Here is a 17,092-nt window from a genome sequence, read left to right on the forward strand (position 1 = left end):
CGGAAGAGGACAGCGTTGTCACTTCACGAAATCGAGTTCACGTCGGCCAACGGTCGCGACACCATCTTCGGTTGGGTCTACGAACCCGCGACCAAGACACGAGGCATCATCCACATCGTCCACGGACTAGGTGAGCACTCGCGCCGCTACCTACGGCTCATCACCAAGCTGCTCGACGCCGGGTTCGTCGTCGTCGCCGACGACCACGCCGGACACGGCAAGACGGCCATGACCTCGGGAGTCTGGGCCGACGCCGGAGACGACGCCGACAAGGTCGTGGTGGCTGACGAACGCACCCTGCGCGACAAGGTGCGTGAGCTCTACCCCAACCTGCCCTACGTCGTCTTCGGGCACTCGTGGGGTTCGATGATCGCGCGAGGTCTCGTGTCCGACGACAGCGACTGGCTCAAGGGCCTCATCCTCTGCGGCATCGCCGCCCAGATCCACGGCATCGACGACGTCCTCGACCGCGACGCACTCGCCGCGGAGTCCGACCCGACGTCGACAGCGACGGAGACGTACGCGGGCCAGATGTTCGAGGGATTCACCGCGCGCTTCGGCTCCGACGCCTTCCCCACTGCGTGGGTGGCTCGCGATCCCGGGGTCGTCCGCGACCACGCCCGCGATCCGTTCAACAACTTCGGCGCACCCATGTCCGTGCGATTCATCCGCGGATTCGTCGATCTCTACGACGCCGTCAACGCCGACACCTGGTATCCGACAGTCCGCTCCGACCTGCCCATCCTCATCCTTGCCGGCGACGCCGACCCGGTCGCCAACTTCGGCGAGGGCGCTTATCACGTCGGCAATCGGCTCGCCGCGAGCGGACACGCCGACGTGCGCACCCGCATTTACACCGGCTACCGGCACGAGGTACACAACGAACCACCGATCCGCGACGAGGTCGCCGACGAGATCATCGCCTTCGCCGAGCGCGTCGTCGGATAGGCAGCTCGTCGTCGGATAGGTCCCAACGCAGAAGCCCCCGAACGCCACTGGCGTTCGGGGGCTTCGAAACTGTTGCGCTACAACAGATGACGCTCTCAGTCCTGAGGAGCCTCGGTGAAGTTGCGCGTCACGGCCGGGTCGACCGGGATGCCCGGGCCCGTCGTCGTCGAGACGGTCACCTTCTTGATGTAGCGGCCCTTCGCGGCCGACGGCTTCGCACGCATGATCTCGTCGTACGCAGCGCCGTAGTTCTCGGCGAGCGCGCTCGGCTCGAACGATGCCTTGCCGATGACGAAGTGCAGGTTGGCTGCCTTGTCGACGCGGAAGTTGATCTTGCCGCCCTTGATGTCGTTGATTGCCTTGGTCACGTCGGTGGTGACCGTGCCGGTCTTGGGGTTCGGCATCAGGCCGCGCGGTCCGAGGACACGCGCGATACGGCCGACCTTGGCCATCTGATCAGGGGTGGCGATCGCGGCGTCGAAGTCGAGCCAGCCGCCCTGGATCTTCTCGATCAGGTCCTCGGCGCCGACCTCGTCGGCACCGGCTGCCACGGCCTCGGCGGCCTTGTCGCCTGCGGCGAACACGATCACGCGGGCGGTCTTACCCGTGCCGTGAGGCAGGTTGACGGTGCCTCGAACCATCTGGTCTGCCTTACGCGGGTCGACGCCCAGCCGGATTGCGACCTCGACGGTCGAATCGGTGTTCTTCGACGACGTTTCCTTCGCCAGCTCAGCAGCCTCCAGCGGGCTGTAGAGCTTGTCCTTGTCGACCTTTTCGGCCGCGGCCTTGTAGGCCTTGCTGCTCTTGCTCATTGCTCTGTTCTTTCTCCGTATTGATGATTCGGGTTGGTGGTGTGTGGGCCGAGCCGGCCCTCCCACTCAGCGGCTTTCTAGCCTTCGACGGTCAAACTTGCGCGAGTTCGCAAGCTCACTCGACGGTGATACCCATCGATCGCGCAGTACCGGCGATGATCTTCGCGGCCTGGTCGATGTCGGTGGCGTTGAGGTCTTCGGCCTTGGTCTTGGCAATCTCGCGGACCTGGTCCATCGAGACCTTGCCGACCTTCTTGGTGTGCGGCTCGCCCGAACCCTTCTGCAGACCGGCGGCCTTGAGCAGCAGCTTGGCCGCAGGCGGGGTCTTGAGCTTGAAGTCGAACGAGCGATCTTCGTACACGAAGATCTCAACCGGCACGACGTTGCCACGCTGCGACTCGGTCGCCGCGTTGTACGCCTTGCAGAATTCCATGATGTTCACGCCGTGCTGACCGAGCGCCGGACCCACTGGCGGGGCCGGGTTTGCCTGGCCTGCCTGGATCTGGAGCTTGATGATCCCGGCGAGCTTCTTCTTCTTGGGAGGCATCCTTGTTCCTTGTTTGTTTCTTGCAGATCCACGTCCGCTGGAGGCGTGGAAGCTTGTGTGTTGCTCCGTACGGAGCAGGTATCAGATCTTCTCGGCAGGTATCAGATCTTCTCGACCTGGTTGAAGCCGAGTTCGACGGGCGTCTCGCGACCGAAGATCGACACGAGCACCTTGACCTTGCGCTGCTCGGCGTTGACCTCGCTGATCGACGCGGGAAGCGTCGCGAACGGGCCGTCCATGACGGTGACCGACTCGCCGACCTCGAAGTCGACCTCGACAACCGCCGTTGCGGCCGCTGCGGCCTGCTCGACACTCTCGGCGCCCTTGGCCGTGGCCTTCTTCGCGGGAGTGCGCGGCAGCAGGAACTGCAGCACTTCGTTGAGACTCAACGGCGACGGCTTGCTGGTCATTCCGACGAAGCCCGTGACACCCGGGGTGTTGCGCACCGCGCCCCACGACTCGTCGTTGAGGTCCATGCGCACCAGGATGTAGCCGGGCAGCACCTTGCGGTTGACCTTCTTCTGCTGGCCGTTCTTGATCTCGGTGACCTCTTCGGTCGGGACCTCGACCTGGAAGATGTAATCGCCGACGTCGAGGTTCTGCACACGGGTCTCGAGGTTGGTCTTGACCTTGTTCTCGTAACCGGCATAGCTGTGGATGACGTACCACTCGCCGGGTGCGCGACGCAGTTGCTTGCGCAGTTCCTCGGCGGGGTCGACCTCTTCCTCGGCTTCGACAGCGTCGGCATCAACCGCGGCGTCCTCGGCAGCTTCTGCCTGCTCGACGGCCTCTTCGCCACCGTCGACGGCAGCGGCGTCGTCCTGTGCGGCCTCGACCTGCGCCTCGGTGCCCGGATCGTCGGTCTCGTCCACGGTCGCTTCGCTCCCGGCGTCGGTGACGTCGGTCTCGACCGCGTCGGTCGGGTCGAACTCGTTATCCGGGGTGCTCACTGCAGCCCACGCTCCTCTTTCATGAAGTTGGTCGTCCGTCGGATGACCCGGTCGGGAGCGGGCTCACCTGAGTGAGCCCGAATCAGCCGAGGATCCAGAGAACTAGCTTGGCGAAGCCGATGTCGATCCCGAAGATGAACGCGGTCATCACCACCACGAACACGAGCACGATGATCGTGTACGTGATCGTCTCGCGCCGCGTAGGCCAGATGACCTTCTTCATCTCCGAGACGACCTGCTGCATGAACACCCAGATCCGCACAAACGGATTGCTGCTCTGCTCGGACGCCTTCTTTACCTTGCGTTCCTTGACGGCGACCGCGGATCCACCTTCGGAATCCGCATCACCATCTGTCGTGTCGACGGCACTCGCCGACGAGCGACGACCGCGTCCCGAACGCTTGCCCTTCGGACGAAGATCGTCCGACGACGCATCCGAGGTTGCGGCATCCGCGTCCTCGACGGCGTCGTCGCGGGTCTCGAGCTCCTCCGCTGCCGAATCGGCGGCGTTGGACTGCCCGTCGTTTTTGGCGCGGGCCGCTCGATCTCGCTTGCTCACCTTCGAGGTCCTCTCGTCAACGTGTGCCCTCTCCAGGGCAGGGGCGACAGGACTTGAACCTGCAACCTGCGGTTTTGGAGACCGCTGCTCTGCCAGTTGAGCTACGCCCCTTTGCGACTGCGTCGACTCTTGCGAGTTCTGCAGTCGCCGGTCATGGTCGACCTGCCGGAACCAGCCTACCGATCCGAAATCGATGGGCCGTCGCCGACAAAACCAACGCGCCACCCTATGGGCGGCGCGCAAGTCAAGGGTAAACCTGACACTTCAGTGTAGAACACCCGCCCCGCTTAACCCAAAACACTTCCTGTACCGATCCATCCCGACCTGCGTCGATCCGCGAATTTTTGCGGTTGCCCAGACGCTCGGATTCCGCGCGTCTGGGCAACCGCAAGTTTTCGGCGCCCGGGCAGGAACCTTCGGACATGGAACCTCATGACGACTCACCACGTCCGATATCGCATGACCACGCTCGCGCAGCACCTGTCGACGCACGACGGCGTCATCACTCTCGCACAGGCTCGAGCGCTCGGCGTCAGCAGGCACGCCGTGCAGCGTCGACTCTCCGCGGGCACGTGGGTGCGCGAGGCGGAGGCCACCTTCCGCGCCGTCGACCATCCGCGCACATCGCGAGTCCGAGTCCGGATCGCGGTCGCATCCGTCGGCAAATCCGCGGTGCTCGTCGGGTCGTCGGCCGCATGGTGGCACGGCCTGACCAGTGCTTTTCCGTCGAAGATCAGTGTCGCCACCCAGGTCAAGGGCCGCCACGCCGGTGCGTAGTCGGGCGTGGAGGTCACACATCGCCGTCTGCACGAACCAGACGTCGTCGTGGTCGACGGGCTGCGCGTGGCGTCGGTGGCAACCACCCTGCTCGACGTCGTCGCCGCCGGCGACACCTCGACCGTCGACAACGCACTCCTCACCCACCGCGTCACCATCACCGAACTCGACGACGCGCTACGCCGCTACCCGCGTCGTCGTGGGGCACCCGAGGCCCGACGACTCTTCGACGCACTGCGGTCCGGTGCCAGATCCGAGGCCGAACGCACCACGACCGCACTGTTCGACGCACACGGCATCACCGGGTGGACGGCCAACACAGAGGTCCTCGGGTACCTGCTCGACTTCGTGTTCCGCGACGCGCGACTCATCGTCGAGATCGACGGCTTCGCGTTCCACCGCGACGCCAAGACCTTCCAACGCGACCGGACCAAGCGCAACGCCCTACTCGCCGACGGCTGGCGAATGTTGAACTTCACCTGGGACGACATCACTCGACGCCCCGACGCCACGGCCCGCCAGGTTCTCGACGCCCTCGCCGCAGCGGCTGCCTAGCGGCAACGCCCCCGCCTACTTCCGGTTGCCCAGACGCTCGGATTCCGCACGTCTGGGCAACCGCAACCCCTGCCGCCCTACAGCTCGACGCACCTAACACGACCCCGCGAGGATCTCGACGGCCTCGGCGTAGCGGTCGGGTCCCGCGGCGGCGTAGCTGAGGCGCACGTACGGCCCGGTCGGCTCGGCCGGGAACCACTCGCGGCCGGCCACCACCGACAGCCCACGCGCCAACGCCCGCGCGGCGACGACGTCCGGGTCGGTGGGCACGTCCCCAGCGCCGACGTCGGGCAGCCGAACCCACAGGTGCAAACCGCCCGGCGGTGTCGTGGCCGTCAACGACGGTTCGGCGCGCAGCGCGTCGAGCAAAGCGTCGCGACGCCCGCCGAGTCCGCGTCGCAGCCGCTGCAACGATGTGCGCCATGCGGGCCTGGTCACGACGTCGAGCGCGGCGAGCTGCAGGATCGGCGACACATACAGGTCGGAGAGCGCCAGCGCACTCTCGATGCGCTGCCGCACCGGGCCGCGCGCCATCACCGCGGCGACCCTGATCGACGACGACATGCTCTTCGTCAACGACCTGAGGTAGATGACGTGCCCGTTCTCGTCCGCGGAGACGAGTGTTCGCGGCACGGTGTCGATACCGAAGTCGTGGGCCCAGTCGTCCTCGACGACGAAGGCCCGATGCGCGGCCACGACGTCGAGCACCTCGGCCCGCTGCTGCGCCGACCACTGCTCGCCGGTCGGGTTGGCGTAGTTGGGCTGGGCGTAGAAGACGCGCGCACCCGACGTCGCGAACGCGGTGTCGAGGTCGACGGCGCTCGGTGCGCCCCCGGTGCGCGCGACGGGAACGATCACCAGACCGGCCTGGCGTGCCGCGGCGATCGCACCCCAGTACGTCGGCGACTCCATCACGATCGCCTCACCTGGAGCGGCGATCGCCCGCATCGTCGCGGCGAGCGCGGCCTGCCCGCCCGAAGTGATCACGACGTCGGAGTCACGCCAACCGCCGGCACCGCCCTCGACCCCGGCAAGCTCGCTCACGAACCAGCGACGCAACTCCGGAACGCCCGCGACAGGCGGTCGCGTGAATGCCTCAGCCCTTCGCGACACACGACGCACCGCTGCCGCGACAGGTTCCTGCGGTAGCAGCTCGTCGTCGGGGTAGCCGCCGTGCATGGCGATGGTGTCGTGCGGGACCATCCGCAGCGTCGACCCTGTTGCGGGGATTCCGGAACGTTCCGGCCCGAGCGCTGCGGTTTGCCACCCAATGTCGCGCCTCAGGGCGGAACGTCGAGAAGCGACGAATGTTCCCTCACCAGAACGCGTTTCGACGATGCCGTCGGCAACGAGCGCCGCGAGAGCACGCTGGACCGTAACCGGACCGGCCCCGAACTGCTTGGCCAGCGCACGCGTCGACGGCAGTCGCGATCCCGGCTGCTCACGCTCGGCGAGCAATCTCAGGTATTGCGCGATCCGCGAGCTGCTATCGTCAAACATGAGAGACAATAGTAGCGCTATCGCACCAAGTTCGACGCCGCTATCGCACCAGACACCGTCGAGCGGGCTGGTCTGGGGCTTCGTCGGGGTGGCCGCGTTCTCGTTCTCGGTGCCACTGACCCGTATCGCCGTCGGTTCCGGCGGCGACGCAGGACTCGACCCGCTGCTGGTCGGATGCGGCAGGGCCGTCGTCGCGGCAGCACTTGCCGTCATCGCGCTCGGAGTCACGCGCACCCGCTTCCCCACCGTCCGGCAGTGGCTTCGCCTGCTTCCGGTCGCCGCGGGCGTGGTCGTCGGGTTTCCGCTGTTCACGTCCCTGGCCCTGCGACACTCCGATTCCGGCCACGCCGCGGTGATCGTCGGACTGCTTCCCGCGATGACCGCCGTCGTCGCGGTCACGCTGACCCGCGAACGTCCCGGCGTGCGGTTCTGGATCGGTGCGTCCGCGGGTGCCATCGCAACGGTCACGTTCGCGCTCCTCGCACACGGCGGAGCGTCGTCGAGCGGTATCGACGACGTCTACCTGCTCTGCGCCGTGGTGCTCGGCGCGGTCGGGTACGCCCAGGGCGGCATTCTCGCGCGCGAACTCGGCGCGTGGCAGACGATCTGCTGGGCGCTGGTGCTCGCGCTGCCTGTCATGGCGATGGTCTCTGCCCGCTCGATCCACCTGCAACCGCCGACGGACATCAGCGCGGCGCAGTGGGCGTCGTTCGGATATCTCAGCGCCGTCAGCATGTTCCTCGGGTTCTTCGCCTGGTATCGCGGACTCGCGATCGGGCCGATGACCGTCGTCAGTCAGACGCAACTCGTCCAACCCGTCCTTTCGGTGGCGTGGGGCGCGCTGCTGCTGCACGAGGGGGTTTCGCTCGGGGTCGTAGCCGGTGGCATCGCCGTGATTGCCTGCGCTGCGTTCACTGTCAGGAGTCGATCCCGCGACAGTTCCATGCGCCGCAGCCCGATGTCCCGCCTCACTGTTCGTCGGCTGCGTATCGTGAGCTGATGACACAATCTGCGGGACAACGACGCGGTTTTGCCATCCTCTCGCTCGCCTCGGGCGCTCTCGGCGTGGTGATCGCCATCGTCTCGGCGGGCAAGCAATTCCCCGTCGGACTCATCGCGCTGGTGCTGCTGCTCGTCGCTGCGGGACTGGCCGTCGACGGCTTGTTCAATATCGGGAACCGACGCCTCGCCGAACTGGTCATCGCGGTGATCCTGGCTGTGGTCGCCATCGTCATCGTCGTGCTGCGCAGTTGGTGGTTGCTGATCGGCACGCTCGTCGTCATCGCGCTGTTCGCGATCGCCATCGCGGCGGCGTCGCGAGCGTTCCGCGTCTCGGTGCCGTTGCCCGTCGTCGCACCCCCGAGCGCCCCGGTGCTCATCTACAACCGACGCTCCGGCGACGGCAAAGCCGACCGCCTCCACCTCGCCGACGAAGCGGAACGTCGGGGTTACCGGACCATCGAACTGGTCAAGGGCGACGATCTGCGAGCCCTCGCGGAGGGCGCCATCGCCGACGGCGCCGATGCACTTGCGATGGCGGGCGGCGACGGTTCGCAGGCGGTCGTCGCCGACGTCGCGGCGACGCACGATCTGCCTTACGCATGCATTCCGTCGGGCACCCGCAATCACTTCGCACTCGACCTGGGCGTCGACCGCGACGACGCCGTCGGAGCCCTCGATTCCTTCGTCGAAGGTGGTGAACGTCGCGTCGACCTCGGCGTCGTCAACGGACAGGTCTTCGTCAACAACGTCTCGCTCGGCGTCTACGGCGAGGCCGTCCAACGCGAGAGCTACCGCAACGCCAAAGCCAAAACGCTGCTCGACGTCGCGTCGCAGGTCCTCGGACCCAACGCCGACCAGCCATCGGTCTCCTGGCACGACCCCAACGGCACAGAACACGAGTCCGTCGCCGCAATCATGGTGTCCAACAACCAGTATCGCCTCGGGCACATCATCGGATCGGGTACCCGCCCGAGCATCGAAGACGGACTGCTCGGCGTCGCAGTCATCGCCGACCCGACGTCGCGTCCCGGTTCGACACGGCTACAACATCTGTGGAGCGAATGGGTGGCGCCGACGTTCGAGATCGATTCGGACACCGACCTCAACGCGGGAATCGACGGCGAGGCCGCAACACTGACCGCGCCCGTGCGCTTCGAGATCCGCCACCAGGTGCTGCGCGCCCGCATTGCCCGCCAGCACCCCGGCGCCTCACCGTCGGCCGACGTGCCCGACGGCGCGCTCGACTCGGTGCGCGCCCTCTTCCGCATCGCCCTCGGGCAGCCGGTCCACGTGGCGACCCATCAGGCCGCCTGACCACTCCCGCGCGCCGAGCCCCACCCGCTGGTCGAGCCTGTCGAGACCACCCGCCGGTCGAGCCCCCACCCGCCGGCCGAGCGCATTCTCCGCTGGTCGAGCTTCCCTCGCTGGTCGAGCCTGTCGAGACCACCCCGCCGAGCCGCAGGCGTCAGTTGAACTGCACGTGCGCCTGGGCGCGGCCGAAGATCTTGCGGTCGCCCTGCTTGGCGACGATGCTGATCACGCCGCGTCGAGTCTCCGGGTCGAGCGACTTGATCTTGCCCGTGAAGTCGACGTTCGCGTAGGTGTCGGGATAGACGTACACCGGGCTGGTGAATCGCACGTTGTACTCGTAGACCGCGGCCGGGTCGCCGACGAACTCGGTGATGAAGCTCGCGCCGAGGCCCATCGTCTGCATGCCGTGCGCGACGACAGTCTCGAGTCCGATGACCTTGGCCAGCTCGTCGGAGAAGTGGATCGGGTTGGGATCTCCCGCGACACCCGCATAGTTGACCAGATTTCCGCGCGTGAGGGTCTTGGTCATCGGGGTCAGCTCCTGGCCGACCTCGAGGTCGTCGAAGTTGATCGCCGAGTACGGCTTCGGCGCAACGACCGGGTCCGGATCGTTGTAGCGGTCGAACGGTCCGTGCACGCTACGCGGCAGCGTCGGCTCCTTGTCGACCTTCATCATGACGTGCTCGAGCTCGTCGAGGACCTCGGGATCAGCGTCGACGGCAGCCCGCGCGACAAGGCTGGTGAATGTCGTCATGACCGGCTCGTCGTGCTGATTCCAGATGATGTTCTTGGTGACCATCACGTCCGCGCCACCCATCTGCCGGAACGACTCCAGCGAGACGTCGCAGATCAGTCGGTCGCCCACCTTGATGGGCTGGTGAAAGATCAGTCGCTGGTCGGTCTGCATGATCTGCCACAGGTCGTAGCCGGTGACGATGTCTTCGAAGAGCCGACGCTGCGCGATGATCCCGAGCACCGAGACAAATGTCGGCGCGGCGATCAGGGTGTCGTGACCCATCTCCGCAGCCGCTGCCTCGTCCCAGTGGACGGGATGTGCGTCCTGCACCGCACGAGCGTGCTTGCGGATTTCTTCACGACCGACCTCGTAGTAGTCGTCGACCGTGTAGTTGAAACCGACCATCGACGTGGTGTGCGCCGCTATCTCTTCCGGAGTCAGTTTCACACCGTTCTTCAACGCGTCGATCCGTTCCTGGATCTCGCTATCGGTGATCTGTGACATCGGTGGGACTCCTCACGCTGCACTTGGCTGTACGTCCGACGGACGGAGGGCTGACCGCTCATCGTCGAGACGCATACTCGCTGGCAACTGTACTGAACTTGTTCATCTGAACGACAATTGCGGGCTGCCTCGTGTGAGACAGCCCGCAGTTGCACAAAACTCGTGGGTGCGCATCTCGCGACGACGCACAACGCCGAACTACGCAAACCGGATTCGACGATCCGATCGCGCACCGACAACCTGACTGACACCGTCATCCGACGACGCTCCGGGCCATCGGCCTCAGCGACAAATCAGCGCGACTCTTTGTGCGCCTGGTGCTTGCCGCAGTTCGGGCAGAACTTCTTGATCTCGAGGCGATCGGGATCGTTACGACGGTTCTTCTTGGTGATGTAGTTGCGGTGCTTGCACACCTCGCAGGCCAAGGTGATCTTGGGCCGGACGTCAGTTGAGGAAGCCACTGGGTTCGCCTTCTTTCGGGTGGGTCTGGGTCGTCGGAGCACTAGGCGCCGCCTCGCCCGACCCGGGCCGCGCGACAAGCCTTACGTGTAGCGGTGGAGGGACTCGATCCCTCGACCTCACGATTATGAGTCGTGCGCTCTAACCAGCTGAGCTACACCGCCATGGTGACATGAACGCCGTCAGCGTGGACGCAGTCCTCGCGGTGGCGTTGCGGCGTCGGGCGTTCAAGTCCTACCGAGCCCCCTGACGGAATCGAACCGTCGACCTTTTCCTTACCATGGAAACGCTCTGCCGACTGAGCTAAGGGGGCGTTTCCGGCAGCCCTTGCGGGCGTCCGGAGAGCCTTAACGAGGTTACACACCGATGCGGCGGCTCACCAAATCGCTGCTTTCACAGCTCTCCGATGGACCGCCGACCAGACGTTCACCTCGTTGTGGCAGATGCAGGATTCGAACCTGCGTAGCTTTCGCGACGGATTTACAGTCCGCTCCCATTGGCCGCTCGGGCAATCTGCCGTGCTGTTTCCCACGACCTTCACGACCGTAAGAACAACGCCGAGAAGAATACAACGAACCCCTGTCTTCGACGCAAACCCGCAGGTCAGCCCGACGCCCTACGGCTGGTCGAGCTGCTCCTCGCTGGTCGAGCTTGTCGAGACCACCGCCGGCCGAGCTACCCTCTCGCTGGTCGAGCGCCCCTCCGCTGGTCGAGCCTGTCGAGACCACCCACCGCCGGTCGAGCGCCCGCCGCCGGGTCGAGCCCCAACGGCTGGTCGAGCTTGTCGAGACCACCCACCGCCCGAGCTGCCCCCCGCTGGTCGAGCTGCACCCCGCTGGTCGAGCTTGTCGAGACCACCCCACTCGCCCCGGGCCCGAGCGGCGTCGGGCTACGCTGTGATCCATGGCTGATTCATCGTTCGACGTGGTGAGCAAGATCGACCGCCAGGAGGTCGATAACGCCCTCAACCAGGCCGCGAAGGAACTCTCGCAGCGCTACGACTTCCGCGGCACCAACACCGGCATCGACTGGTCCGGCGAAGAGACGATCGTCATCACCTCCGACGCCGAAGAGCGCGCCCAGGCAGCTCTCGATGTGTTCAAGGAAAAGCTGATCCGCCGCGACATCTCGCTCAAGGCGTTCGACGCCGGCGAGGTCCAGTCGTCGGGCAAGACCTACAAGATCTCGGGCAACCTCGTGCAGGGCATCGACTCCGAGCACGCCAAGAAGATCTCCAAGAAGATCCGCGACGAGGGCCCCAAGGGCGTCAAGGCTCAGATTCAGGGCGACGAACTACGCGTGTCGAGCAAGAAGCGCGACGACCTCCAGTCCGTCATCGCACTCCTCAAGGGCGAGGACTTCGGCATCGCCCTGCAGTTCGTCAACTACCGCTGAGCTGGACAGATGCGCGGGCCCGCCCTCGCTCCGAGCCTCCTCGCTGCGCTCGTCGATTCTCACTCGGCGACCCGCTAGTCAGATGCGCGGGCCCGCTCTCGCTCCGAGCCTCCTCACTACGCTCGTCGATTTTTGACTCGACGACCCGCTAGACCCCCCGGCGCGCCATCTCCTGCAGGCGCCGGATGCGCTCCTCGGTCGGCGGGTGCGTCGAGAACATCTTGGCCATGCGGTCGGTGGCGCGGAACGGACTCTCGATCATCGCGTGGCTCTGCGCGGCGATGTCGGGCTGCGGGGGTAGCGGCGCCACCTGGATGCCGCCGGAGATCTTGGCGAGCGCCGACGCCAGCGCCAACGGATCGTTCGTCAGTTCGGCACCCGACTTGTCGGCCTGAAACTCCCGCGACCTCGACACCGCGAGCTTGATCAACGTCGCAGCGAACGGCCCGAGCAGCGAGATGAGGATCAGCGCGATCGGGTTCGGTCCGTTGTTGCGGTTGCCCGACATCCCGAAGAACATCGCGAAGTTCGCCAGACCGCTGATGATCGCTGCCATCGCGCCCGCGACCGAGCTGATCAGGATGTCGCGGTTGTAGACATGCGAGAGCTCGTGCCCGAGCACCGCGCGCAGTTCCCGTTCGTCGAGGAGCCGCAGGATTCCCGCCGTGCAGCACACCGCCGCGTTCTTCGGGTTACGGCCCGTCGCAAAGCCGTTAGGCGACTCCGTCGGACTGATGTACAGCGCGGGCATCGGCTGCCGCGCCTGCGTCGCGAGCTCGCGCACCACCCGGTACATCACGGGCGCCTCGACCTCCGTCACCGGCTGCGCGTGCATCGCCTTCAGCGACATCTTGGCGCTGTTGAAGTACACGTAGCCGTTCACGGCGATCGCAAGGATCACCGACCCCCACAGAATCGTCGGACTCCGGAAACAGGCACCGATCGCGACGATCAACGCAGACATCGTGCCGAGCAGAAGTGCCGTCTTCACACCGTTTCGCATCAGATCCTCGTTCGAACTCGCCTCCGACGCGATGCCGGGGCTCTCAGTTTCTCAAACGATCCAGGGTCCGGTTGGGTTTCCGTGCGGCGTCGGCGAGTTACCCGGTGCGCGCGATCGTGTAATCGACCAGCGACGTCAACGCGGCATGCGCGGGCCCCTCGGGAAGCGCGCCGAGAACCTGCCCCGCCTCGTCTGCGTATCCGCGCAGCGTCGCGTTGGCCTGGGTCATGCCACGCGACTCGACGAGCAGGCCGAGCGCCTCGGCAACCTCGGCGTCGTCGGTCAGCGGCCTCGCGGCACCACCGTCGACGACGAGCAGCTCGCGCAACCTATTCGACGCCGCATCGTCGTAGGCCAATGCGTAGAGCACCGGCAATGTGTGCACACCCTCACGCAGGTCGGTTCCGGGCGTTTTGCCCGAATCGCCTGTGGCTGAACGGATATCGATGATGTCGTCGGAGAGCTGGAACGCCGTGCCGACGATGTCGCCGAGTCGGGAGAGCCGCTCGACGTCGTCCAAGGTTGCACCGGAGGTCATCGCACCGAACCGTCCGGCAGCCGCGATGAGCGAACCGGTCTTCTCCCACACCACCTTCAAGTAGTGATCGATCGGGTCGACGTCGCGGGCGCCGATGGTCTCGCGCATCTGACCCGTCACCAGCTCGGCGAAGGTCTCGGCGATGATCCGCACCGGGTCGGGCCCCAGCGTCGACACCAGGCGCGACGCGCGGGCGAACAGATAGTCGCCGGAGAGGATCGCGATGCTGTTGGACCACCGCGCATTGGCGCTCTGCGCGCCGCGTCGCATCGGGGCCTCGTCCATCACGTCGTCGTGATAGAGCGTCGCGAGGTGGATCATCTCGACGACCGTCGCGGCCGTGATCACCTCGCTCGCGTCCGGACGCGGCCCGAACTGGGCGGCCAGGATCGCGAACATCGGACGGAAACGCTTGCCACCCGCCTTGGCCAGGTGGCTCGCAGCCTCGGTCATGACGTCGTCGCCGGATGCCAACTCGGACAGCAACAATTCCTCTACCTGGCCCAACGATGTCCGCACCATGCCCGCGAACTCTTCGGAACCCAGATCCAGACCCGCGAAAGTCGACTTCACTCCGCCGAGCCTAGTCGGTGGGCGCGTGTGGCGAGCGTGCCGGGAGGCCACATACTGGTCGAGTGACGAGCCAGATCCCCGAGAGCGCCGACGTCCTCGTCGTCGGCGCGGGACCGGGCGGGTCTGCCGCCGCCGCCCACGCCGCCGCCGCCGGACTCGACGTCGTCCTCCTCGACGCCGCCACCTTCCCCCGCGACAAGACATGCGGCGACGGCCTGACGCCGCGCGCGACCGCCGAGCTCATCGAACTCGGATTCGCCGACCGCCTTGCCGCCAGCCCCCACATCGACGGCCTCGAACTGCACGGCTGGGGAGCCACGCAGCGCGTGCCGTGGCCGGCCGGCCGCTTCCCCGCGTACGGCAGCGCCATCACGCGGATGGAACTCGACGACGAGCTGCGCGCACTCGCCGTCACTCGCGGCGCCCGAATGTTCCAGGGCGCCAAGGCCGTCGACGTCGAGATGTCCGGCGATCGGATCTCAACGGTCACCGTCGACAGCCCGGAACGACAGAACACGATCCGCGTGCGCGAGGTCATCGTCGCCGACGGCGTGCGCTCGACGCTCGGCAAGAAGCTCGGCCGAGAATGGCACCGCGACACCGCATTTGGCGTCGCAGCACGCGCCTACGTGCCATCGACACGCGCCGACGACAACTGGATGGGCTCGCACCTCGAACTACGCGCCCCCGACGGCGAGCTGCTACCCGGCTACGGGTGGCTCTTCCCGCTCGGGAGCGCAGGGGGCGGGCCGGATCAGCACGACACCGCGAACGGCCTGCTGAACGTCGGTGTCGGCGCACTGGCGACGTCGAAACGCCCGGCGCACATGGCGTTACGGCCCATCCTCGACCACTACGCGCGCATGGTCGGCGACGAGTGGCAGATCACCGGGAAGCCTGCTCGCCTGACGTCGGCGCTGCTGCCGATGGGTGGCGCGGTGACGGGTGTGTCCGGACCCAACTGGATGCTCATCGGCGACGCCGCCGCATGCGTCAATCCGCTCAACGGCGAGGGCATCGACTACGCCCTCGAGACCGGCCGCCTCGCCGCCCAGCGCCTCGGCAGCCCCGACCACACCGTGCAGTGGCAGCAGACCCTCGTCGAGCATTACGGTCTGGCGTTCTCGGCCGCTCGACGCCTCGCCGGCGTGCTGACCGTCCCTCGCGCCGTGCCGCTGCTCGGGCGGCCGGGCATTCGGTCGGCAAAGCTGATGTCGCTCGTCGTGCGCGTGATGGGCAACCTCATCACCGACGACGACGCCGATCTCGTCGCCCGCGCCTGGCGTGCCGCAGGCCACGTCTCAACGCGCATCGACCACCGGCCTCCGTTCGCCTGACCCATAGCTCCACGTCGAGGCGTCGACCATTGGTTTGAGACGTTTTGCGTGATACGTTCCATTGAGAATGTGTTATGCACCACAACGTCGACAAGGGAGCCCCTCATGCCTCTGCGGACAATGCATCTGCGGACATTGCCTTCGCGGCTCTCCGGCACCATCTCCGCGCGTCGACGCGAGCGGTACCGTCGCCGCGACGAACTCGCCGCCGTCGATCCAGCCGACGATCCGCGCACGTACGCCCTTGAACTGTCGAGCAAGGAGTTCGTCTGGGCCACAACGCAGGCGCTCAGTTTTGCCCTGTTCCGCACGTACGCGGTGCCGTCGATCGGCGAATTGCTCTACAAGACAGTGCAATTCACCGACGAAACCCAGAAGCGCTACGACGACACGGTTCTACTCCTGTCGGCACCCGTCGAGCACGGTTTCGCTCCGGGCAGCGAGGGGCACGCGGCGGTCCGTCGGATCAATCAGATGCACGGCCGCTACGACATTTCCAACGACGACATGCTCTACGTCCTCGCGACGTTCGTCGTCTGTCCACCCCGCTGGATCAACGCGTACGAGTGGCGCACACTCAGCCAGCGCGAGATCGACGGTCTCACCAACTACTACCGCCTACTCGGAAAGCACATGGGAATCAAGGACATTCCCGACACTTACGCCGAGTTCGAGTCCCTCATGGACTCCTACGAGCAACAGCACTTCGACTTCCGCGAAGGCTCCCGCGCCGTTGCCGACTCGACGCTCGACCTCCTGACCACCTTCATGCCGTACCGACTCCTTCCCGCCCCGCTCGTCCGACGACTCGCCCGCGCACTCATGGACGAACCCCTCCTCGACGCCTTCCACTACCCGCACCCCACACGGGCCGAGCGTGTACTCGTCGCCGCAGGACTGAAGGCGCGCGGCCTGGCGATCCGCTACTTCGCCACACCCCGCACCGAACCGGTCTTCGGCATCGACACCGCCGAGGTCCGCGGCTACCCGAACGGCTACCGCGTCGAGGACCTCGGCACCTTCCCCACGGGATGCCCTGTCGCGCACAAGAGCTCGGCCTAGCGCCCCTGCGGCCAAATGTGTGTCGTACCGAAGGATGTGTGTGCTGCAGCACCCACAACCTTCGACAGAACACACATCTACGGACCGGCCCCGGCCCGCTGATCGAGCTTGTCGAGATCACCCGACCCGCCGATCGAGACCCAGCACGCTGACCGGGCCCCGCCCGCTGATCGAGCCGACCCGCTGATCGAGCCCCGCGCCGCTGATCGAGCTTGTCGAGATCACCCACCGGGTGCAGTGGTCTCGACCCGGGTGCTCGCTGCGCTCGCGTCCGCTCGACCAGCGGAGCTGCGGTTTCGCCATCGTGCCCCTACCCGCTGATCGAGGCCCGCGCGACACCCTTGTCCGACGCCCGCCCAGCCCCCACACCCGCAGCGCGCGTACACAACTCGGTCGTCAGCGGGACGCCAAGACAATAATCTCCTCGGCCCCCCGCTCACGTCACAATTGTGTACGCACCCGGCCGCCCTAGGCCTTGCGACCCGTGTGCACCGCGGCGATCCCGCCGGTCAGGTTCTGCCAGC

General features: G+C 66.3%; 17 protein-coding genes and 4 tRNA genes. 8 read left to right on the plus strand and 13 right to left on the minus strand.

Going from position 1 to position 17,092, the window contains the following annotated elements:
• Positions 1-15: 15 nt before the first annotated feature.
• The gene (locus tag A5785_RS12475) at positions 16-948 is read left to right on the plus strand and encodes an alpha/beta fold hydrolase (protein WP_049698677.1); all 933 of its coding nucleotides are present in this window, start codon (positions 16-18) and stop codon (positions 946-948) included.
• A 95-nt stretch (positions 949-1,043) separates the two neighbouring features.
• On the opposite strand, the gene rplA is transcribed toward A5785_RS12475, so the two are convergent.
• From rplA to A5785_RS12500, 5 genes are all read right to left on the minus strand, one after another.
• On the minus strand, positions 1,044-1,760 hold the full coding sequence (rplA, locus tag A5785_RS12480; protein WP_005209149.1) for a 50S ribosomal protein L1: 717 nt from the start codon (positions 1,758-1,760) through the stop codon (positions 1,044-1,046).
• Between the two features lie 115 nt (positions 1,761-1,875).
• Positions 1,876-2,307 carry a 50S ribosomal protein L11 gene (gene rplK, locus A5785_RS12485; protein WP_005209147.1) on the minus strand — a complete coding sequence of 144 codons (432 nt, stop codon included), beginning with the start codon at positions 2,305-2,307 and terminating at the stop codon, positions 1,876-1,878.
• Between the two features lie 101 nt (positions 2,308-2,408).
• Positions 2,409-3,257: a transcription termination/antitermination protein NusG gene (nusG, locus tag A5785_RS12490; protein WP_049698676.1), complete on the minus strand. Its 849-nt coding sequence runs from the start codon at positions 3,255-3,257 to the stop codon at positions 2,409-2,411.
• 82 nt (positions 3,258-3,339) lie between these two features.
• Entirely contained in the window at positions 3,340-3,816 is a 477-nt protein-coding gene (secE, locus tag A5785_RS12495) for a preprotein translocase subunit SecE (RefSeq protein ID WP_049698675.1), read from the minus strand.
• 38 nt (positions 3,817-3,854) lie between these two features.
• A tRNA-Trp gene (locus A5785_RS12500) sits at positions 3,855-3,927 on the minus strand.
• A 321-nt stretch (positions 3,928-4,248) separates the two neighbouring features.
• Here A5785_RS12500 and A5785_RS23710 point away from each other — a divergent pair.
• Both A5785_RS23710 and A5785_RS23715 read left to right on the plus strand, forming a co-directional pair.
• Positions 4,249-4,593, plus strand: coding sequence for a type IV toxin-antitoxin system AbiEi family antitoxin domain-containing protein (locus tag A5785_RS23710; RefSeq protein ID WP_231894107.1), 345 nt, complete (start codon positions 4,249-4,251; stop codon positions 4,591-4,593).
• Between the two features lie 6 nt (positions 4,594-4,599).
• Positions 4,600-5,148, plus strand: a complete 549-nt coding sequence (locus tag A5785_RS23715) for an endonuclease domain-containing protein (RefSeq protein WP_231894106.1) — start codon at positions 4,600-4,602, stop codon at positions 5,146-5,148.
• 93 nt (positions 5,149-5,241) lie between these two features.
• On the opposite strand, the gene A5785_RS12510 is transcribed toward A5785_RS23715, so the two are convergent.
• Positions 5,242-6,648, minus strand: a complete 1,407-nt coding sequence (locus A5785_RS12510; RefSeq protein WP_049698674.1) for an aminotransferase-like domain-containing protein — start codon at positions 6,646-6,648, stop codon at positions 5,242-5,244.
• On the opposite strand from A5785_RS12510, the gene A5785_RS12515 reads away from it, so the two are divergent.
• Both A5785_RS12515 and A5785_RS12520 read left to right on the plus strand, forming a co-directional pair.
• Positions 6,647-7,648, plus strand: a complete 1,002-nt coding sequence (locus A5785_RS12515; protein WP_049698673.1) for a DMT family transporter — start codon at positions 6,647-6,649, stop codon at positions 7,646-7,648. The genes A5785_RS12510 and A5785_RS12515 overlap by 2 nt on opposite strands.
• Positions 7,648-8,964, plus strand: a complete 1,317-nt coding sequence (locus A5785_RS12520; protein ID WP_049698672.1) for a diacylglycerol/lipid kinase family protein — start codon at positions 7,648-7,650, stop codon at positions 8,962-8,964. Before A5785_RS12515 ends, A5785_RS12520 begins: the two co-directional genes overlap by 1 nt.
• A gap of 151 nt (positions 8,965-9,115) precedes the next feature.
• On the opposite strand, the gene A5785_RS12525 is transcribed toward A5785_RS12520, so the two are convergent.
• The 5 genes from A5785_RS12525 to A5785_RS12545 form a co-directional block, all read right to left on the minus strand.
• Positions 9,116-10,201, minus strand: coding sequence for a fused (3R)-hydroxyacyl-ACP dehydratase subunits HadA/HadB (locus A5785_RS12525; RefSeq protein WP_049698671.1), 1,086 nt, complete (start codon positions 10,199-10,201; stop codon positions 9,116-9,118).
• 293 nt (positions 10,202-10,494) lie between these two features.
• Positions 10,495-10,662 (minus strand): 50S ribosomal protein L33, encoded by a 168-nt coding sequence (rpmG, locus tag A5785_RS12530; protein ID WP_003929651.1) that lies wholly within the window; start codon positions 10,660-10,662, stop codon positions 10,495-10,497.
• 88 nt (positions 10,663-10,750) lie between these two features.
• A tRNA-Met gene (locus tag A5785_RS12535) sits at positions 10,751-10,824 on the minus strand.
• Between the two features lie 76 nt (positions 10,825-10,900).
• Positions 10,901-10,973, minus strand: a tRNA-Thr gene (locus A5785_RS12540).
• A gap of 124 nt (positions 10,974-11,097) precedes the next feature.
• A tRNA-Tyr gene (locus tag A5785_RS12545) sits at positions 11,098-11,178 on the minus strand.
• 385 nt (positions 11,179-11,563) lie between these two features.
• On the opposite strand from A5785_RS12545, the gene A5785_RS12550 reads away from it, so the two are divergent.
• Positions 11,564-12,055, plus strand: coding sequence for a YajQ family cyclic di-GMP-binding protein (locus A5785_RS12550; protein ID WP_049698670.1), 492 nt, complete (start codon positions 11,564-11,566; stop codon positions 12,053-12,055).
• A gap of 148 nt (positions 12,056-12,203) precedes the next feature.
• On the opposite strand, the gene htpX is transcribed toward A5785_RS12550, so the two are convergent.
• Together htpX and A5785_RS12560 are read right to left on the minus strand one after the other, a co-directional pair.
• Complete coding sequence (htpX, locus tag A5785_RS12555) at positions 12,204-13,058, minus strand: zinc metalloprotease HtpX (RefSeq protein WP_064866756.1); 855 nt, start codon at positions 13,056-13,058, stop codon at positions 12,204-12,206.
• Positions 13,059-13,155: 97 nt separating this feature from the next.
• On the minus strand, positions 13,156-14,169 hold the full coding sequence (locus tag A5785_RS12560) for a polyprenyl synthetase family protein (protein WP_049698669.1): 1,014 nt from the start codon (positions 14,167-14,169) through the stop codon (positions 13,156-13,158).
• Positions 14,170-14,231: 62 nt separating this feature from the next.
• Between A5785_RS12560 and A5785_RS12565 the strand changes: the two genes are divergently transcribed.
• Positions 14,232-15,506 (plus strand): geranylgeranyl reductase family protein, encoded by a 1,275-nt coding sequence (locus A5785_RS12565; RefSeq protein WP_064866758.1) that lies wholly within the window; start codon positions 14,232-14,234, stop codon positions 15,504-15,506.
• Positions 15,507-15,626: 120 nt separating this feature from the next.
• On the plus strand, positions 15,627-16,568 hold the full coding sequence (locus A5785_RS12570; RefSeq protein WP_156525451.1) for an oxygenase MpaB family protein: 942 nt from the start codon (positions 15,627-15,629) through the stop codon (positions 16,566-16,568).
• Positions 16,569-17,092 lie beyond the last annotated feature (524 nt).

The organism is Gordonia sp. 852002-50395_SCH5434458, from assembly GCF_001665905.1.
GTDB classification, from domain to species: domain Bacteria; phylum Actinomycetota; class Actinomycetes; order Mycobacteriales; family Mycobacteriaceae; genus Gordonia; species Gordonia jacobaea.

Coding starts and splice junctions, on each gene's coding strand:
- htpX (WP_064866756.1), bottom strand. CDS start 13,058: ATGCGAAACGGTGTGAAGACGGCACTTCTGCTCGGCACGATGTCTGCG.
- A5785_RS12570 (WP_156525451.1), top strand. CDS start 15,627: ATGCATCTGCGGACATTGCCTTCGCGGCTCTCCGGCACCATCTCCGCG.
- A5785_RS23710 (WP_231894107.1), top strand. CDS start 4,249: ATGACGACTCACCACGTCCGATATCGCATGACCACGCTCGCGCAGCAC.
- A5785_RS12525 (WP_049698671.1), bottom strand. CDS start 10,201: ATGTCACAGATCACCGATAGCGAGATCCAGGAACGGATCGACGCGTTG.
- rplA (WP_005209149.1), bottom strand. CDS start 1,760: ATGAGCAAGAGCAGCAAGGCCTACAAGGCCGCGGCCGAAAAGGTCGAC.
- A5785_RS12510 (WP_049698674.1), bottom strand. CDS start 6,648: ATGTTTGACGATAGCAGCTCGCGGATCGCGCAATACCTGAGATTGCTC.
- rplK (WP_005209147.1), bottom strand. CDS start 2,307: ATGCCTCCCAAGAAGAAGAAGCTCGCCGGGATCATCAAGCTCCAGATC.
- A5785_RS12515 (WP_049698673.1), top strand. CDS start 6,647: ATGAGAGACAATAGTAGCGCTATCGCACCAAGTTCGACGCCGCTATCG.
- A5785_RS12550 (WP_049698670.1), top strand. CDS start 11,564: ATGGCTGATTCATCGTTCGACGTGGTGAGCAAGATCGACCGCCAGGAG.
- A5785_RS12520 (WP_049698672.1), top strand. CDS start 7,648: ATGACACAATCTGCGGGACAACGACGCGGTTTTGCCATCCTCTCGCTC.